The following is a 4,690-nucleotide window of genomic DNA, read 5'->3' on the forward strand; positions in this document are numbered from 1 at the left end:
TGGACCTGCCGGGCCGGCTGGACCTGCCGGGCCGGCTGGACCGGTCGGACCTTCCGGACCCCCCGGACCGCCAGGTCCACCCGGACCATCTGACCACCGAGGATGGAAGATCGACATCGGGAAGATCCGTATCCCGCCCCTCTTCAGGTAGCCCGCGGCGGACGACGTCGCGGCCCGGCCAGGCGGCCGGGCCGGGCCGTCAGAACGGGGTGAGGACGAGGGTGAGCTGCGTCGGGGCGTGATCCTCGTGTAGGACGCCTGACCGGCGACGTCGCCGAACACGAAGCCGTAGGCGCGGTGGTTGTCGGTGTGCTCGTGCAGGACAGGGCGTAGTGGTTCGTCACCGCGCCGCGGTAGAACGAGCTCGCGTCGGCGACGGGCTGTGGCGCGTCGGCGAGCAGCGTCGAGCGGTTGAAGCCGGCGCCGAGCACGGCCGAGACCGGCCCGGTGACGCCGTCGCCCAGTTCGGCCCGGGCACGAGGTCCCAGGCTTGGATCAGGACCCGGTAGCCGGCTTCTTCGAAGGTCCAGGCGATCCACTCGGCCCATGGCCGGTCGGGTTGAGTGGAGGAGAGGAAGAAGTCCCAGGCCGTGCCGCTGTCATCATCGCTGGTGCTGTGCGTGTAGCCCCCGTTGCTCACCTGGACGGTGTGTCACCGGGACAGRCTGGGTCAGACCGTGCTGGTACGGCGTTGGGTCGGTGCCCGGGTTCTGGTGGCGCTGGGTGACGTGTCTGCGATGGGCCCGTCTGGCCTGGCCCGGGGATGYGTTTTCTGGTGCTGCGCGGCAAACCGGCGATGGGAAAAATACTTGCTGGCCGAGGTTGAGCTCGGTGCGGATTCTATTGCGGGCCGTCTGGTTCATTGGTATTTGGTTCCGTGAAAATGTGGTGGTGTCGGGTGTGATAGTGACTTTAATTGCTGGTTGGTGCCCACAGGAAGATCGCCGTGTCGGCGGTGGCGGTGGCGGTGGCGAGGAGGGTGATGTCGTCGGGTCCGGGCAGGGCTGCGAGCGCCCACACCCGGCAGGTGTGGCCGCTGTGGGGCGTGCCGACGGGTTGTCCGCTGGTCGGGTGTCCCGCATCCGCACCGTCCGGTCGTCGCCGGCGGAGGCGAGCAGCGTGGGCGCTGTCGCAAGATCGTAAATGTCGCTCAGCGTCCGCCCGAGTAGGCAGTCACACGACGTCGGCACGTGACTCGTAGCTCCCCGCGCGGAAGCCGCCTCCACTCCGCCGCCGGAAAGGTGCAAAAGGGATTATTTGGATGAATTGATCATCTCGTTGCAACTTCCTCGCTCCAGTTCGGCGCAAGGACTACAACTTCTACGTAGATACGGCCTATAGTCGCCGATGGTTCCGCATCTGCGGATCTCGTGCAGCGTCGCACACGCACAGAGGTTGTCATCCCCGGTGTGGACGGGCCATCTGCTCGCATCGCGCACCCTGACACGAAGGCTGACGTGAGATCGCATCTGACCGTGCGTACGTGCGCAGCGGCAACAGCACTGGTCCTGGGTACCGCGTTGGCGGTGGCCTTCCCCGCTCCGGCGCGAGCCAACACTGTGGGTGTCACGGTGAAGTCGCCCGGGGCTACCAGTGGCCCTGCAAGCCCCAGCTCCGAGATCTCAACCCACGCGGACTGCAGCAGCGGCCTGATTTCCGGCGGTGGGATCAACCAGGCCACCGGCAACGGCAACGGCAACCACGTGATGGGCAYCTCGCCCAGCCCCGACGGTAGCACCGAATACACCGGCTCCACCGGGGTTGTAGGCACCGACGTGACGCACTGGCTCGGGATCGGCGGAAGTGGTGGCCAGGTCAATGCTTCCTTCTCCACCACCCCCTTCGCGATGTGCTTCACCAGCAACCTGATCACCCACACCCAGGTGGTCATGAACAAGATCAACGCACCCACCGTCGGGTCGACGGTTGGCCTGGTCACCGCGACCTGCCCGGCGAGCACGGTCCTGCTCGGTGGCGGGGCACGCACCACACCGGCCAGTGTTGGCAACTTCAAGCCGATCGCAAGCTTCCCGACCTTCAACAATGCCGCACATGACTACGGCGAGATAGCTGCAGCCGACGGCGAGACCAACCCCGACTCCTGGACCGCAGTCGGGTGGGCCAACGGCACCAACAGCACCAACGAGACCTACGTCTACGCGATCTGCAGCGGAAACAACATCAACGTCAGCGGCGTCACAGTGAAAGTCCGTTACAGCGTGGCGAGCGGCCCGACCACGGGAAGCACGGGCCAGAAGGTGACAGTCAACTGCCCCGGTGGGGACGGAAAACTGATCAGCGGGGGCGCCGCCATCAGCGGAGGCGGSGTGACCACGACCGACTTCACCGGGCCGGGCTCAGGTGGCGACCACCTCAACGGGAGCTTCCCCAGCGACTCGAGCGGAAACCCGGTCAGTGACGGGACCATCACGGCGGCGTACTGGACAGCCTTCACTCATACCGGGGGTACGAGCTCGCCGAACACCTACTCCGACGTCTGGGCGCTGTGCGCCGACGACGGCGTCTGAAAGTAGCAGAGACTCCGGTCCGCGGGCGGGMACGGGACCGAGCGCGGCCCGCCTGATGTTTCTTCCTGTGACGAAGCGAAGAACGAGGTCTTCGGCGACTGCCTGGTCGCCCGCCGGGAATGGCACCGCACGGGACTGCAGACGCCTTCCCGGCGGAGAATAATACGACGAAATTCGCGCCCTGCGGCGTCCGCGGCCGCACTGTCGACACCGGCAGGGTAGCGGTCGGCTGCGACGGGGAAACTGCGGCGCTCGCTGTGGCGACCTTTTTTGTTCACGAATGTGTCATCCGAGGGGGATGATCGTCATACGTAATCGTCGCGTTTTCGTGTGGTCTGTTTCAGTGCTAGGTTTTCTGCTGAGCATTGTACTGACCAGTTGTGTGCCGGATTTGCCGTCGCCGGGCGCCTCGCCGAAAAAAGCCTGCGGAAAATCGGGTGTCCTCGACAAGAAGACATGTACCTACAGCACGGTTGGATCGGACGTCTTCACCGTCCCCAACGGTGCAAAGTGGGTCGAGATCACGGTGGTCGGTGCCCAGGGTGGGCATTACTTTATTGCCGGTGACGCCGCTCATGGCGGCTCGCCGGTGGGTGACATCACCGGCCGTCCCGGTGGGGGCGGCGGCCGGGCGTACGGCGTGATATCGGGTCTGCCCTCAGGTCAGGTCCTGCAGGTCGATGTCGCCGGCAGGGGTACTGACGGCACGGCGGCGACCCGGTCTGGCGGAAAGAACAACGGACCGACCGGCGGGCAAGGCGCCGTGGGCGGGTTCGGTGGCTCCAATGGTGGCGTGGCAGCCGGTAGGGGGGACGCCGGCGGGGCCGATGGCGGGACCTCGAGCATCAACGGCGGCAACGGCGCCGGTGGCGGCGGTTCCTCGGATGTACGGATCGCTGTCGGTGGCTGCGCAACGCTGAGGTGCGGTCTGTCGGACCGAGCGCTGGTCGGTGCGGGCGGCGGCGGCGGTGGCGGCACCGGGGGCCAGGGCCACGCGCTGGGCGGTGCGGGCGGCAGTGGCGGCGGTGTGGCCGGCGCTGCTGGTGGTGCCATCGTTGATGGTGGCCATCCGGGAGCCCCCGGGGACGGCGGAAGTCAGACCGCGGGGGGAGCCGGGGGTCTCAACCCTGGGCGGCACGCGACTCCGCCTCCCCCCGATCCCAACGATCCGCGTCTCGGCGGTGATGGCACCGATGGCAGCCGTGGGCCAGGCGGCGTCGGGGGCGCGGGAAACCAGCCCTGCCTGGGTCCGCACGACCCGCCCTGCCGGAACCCCGATGACCCGACCTCAGGCGGTGGCGCCGGTGGTGGCGGTGGCGGCGGGTACTTCGGTGGCGGTGGTGCCTCGGGAGGCGGTGGGCTCACGATTGGTGGCGGCGGAGCAGGTGCCGGTGGAGGCGGAGGAAGCTCCTTCGTCGCTCCCGCGGTGAGTTCTGCTGTCCTGACCGCTGGTGTCAACGCCGGGACCGTCAACAACGGCAATGGCCAGGTCACTATCACCTGGGGTAGCTCCAGCGACCCCAAGCCCACCCCCCCGTCTGAGCCGGAGCCGACGACGAGCCCGGAACCGACGACGAGCCCGGAGCCCACGACGAGCCCGGAACCGACGACGAGCCCGGAACCAACGCAGGAACCCGGTCCGAAGCCGGCAGCAGCGACCGCCTACGTCATCAACAACTTCGGCAACACGGTGACTCCGATTGACGTGGTCACCAATACTGCCGGTGCCCCGATCCCTGTCGGCGCAAGCCCCAGAGGACTTGCGGTCACCCCCGATGGCAGGACCGTCTATGTGGCGAACCGGGCCGACAACACGGTGACGCCGATCGATGCAACCACCAAGACCCCCGGTGCCCCGATCCCGGTCGGTGAGTTCCCCTTCGGGATCGCGGTGACTCCCAACGGCAGGACCACCTACGTGGTGAACAACCTCAGCGACGACGTGACGCCGATCGATGTGGCCACCAACACTCCCGGTGCCCGCATCCCGGTCGGGGACAACGCGCACAGTGTCGCGGTCACCCCTGATGGCAGAACCGCCTATGTCACCAACTCGGCAAGCAACACGGTGACGCCGATCGACGTGGCCACCAACACTCCCGGCACCCCCATCTCCGCCGGGAACAACCCACAGGGCATTGCGATCACGCCAGACGGCAGGA

1 protein-coding gene and 3 pseudogenes are annotated in these 4,690 nt (G+C 67.3%); 2 read left to right on the plus strand and 2 right to left on the minus strand.

What is annotated here, in order from left to right; translation table 11 throughout:
- Positions 1–199: 199 nt before the first annotated feature.
- Together CC117_RS38565 and CC117_RS40250 are read right to left on the minus strand one after the other, a co-directional pair.
- Positions 200–476 (minus strand): annotated as a pseudogene (locus CC117_RS38565) (beta-1,3-glucanase family protein); the annotation flags it as partial.
- Between the two features lie 35 nt (positions 477–511).
- Positions 512–640, minus strand: a pseudogene (locus CC117_RS40250) (toll/interleukin-1 receptor domain-containing protein); the annotation flags it as partial.
- Positions 641–1,457: 817 nt separating this feature from the next.
- Here CC117_RS40250 and CC117_RS03395 point away from each other — a divergent pair.
- Together CC117_RS03395 and CC117_RS39900 are read left to right on the plus strand one after the other, a co-directional pair.
- A complete protein-coding gene (locus CC117_RS03395; RefSeq protein WP_071082316.1) occupies positions 1,458–2,528 on the plus strand; it encodes a hypothetical protein in 1,071 nt (356 codons plus the stop codon).
- A gap of 298 nt (positions 2,529–2,826) precedes the next feature.
- A pseudogene (locus CC117_RS39900) lies at positions 2,827–4,690 on the plus strand (YncE family protein); the annotation flags it as partial.

Source organism: Parafrankia colletiae (assembly GCF_001854655.1).
GTDB classification, from domain to species: Bacteria; Actinomycetota; Actinomycetes; order Frankiales; family Frankiaceae; genus Parafrankia; species Parafrankia colletiae.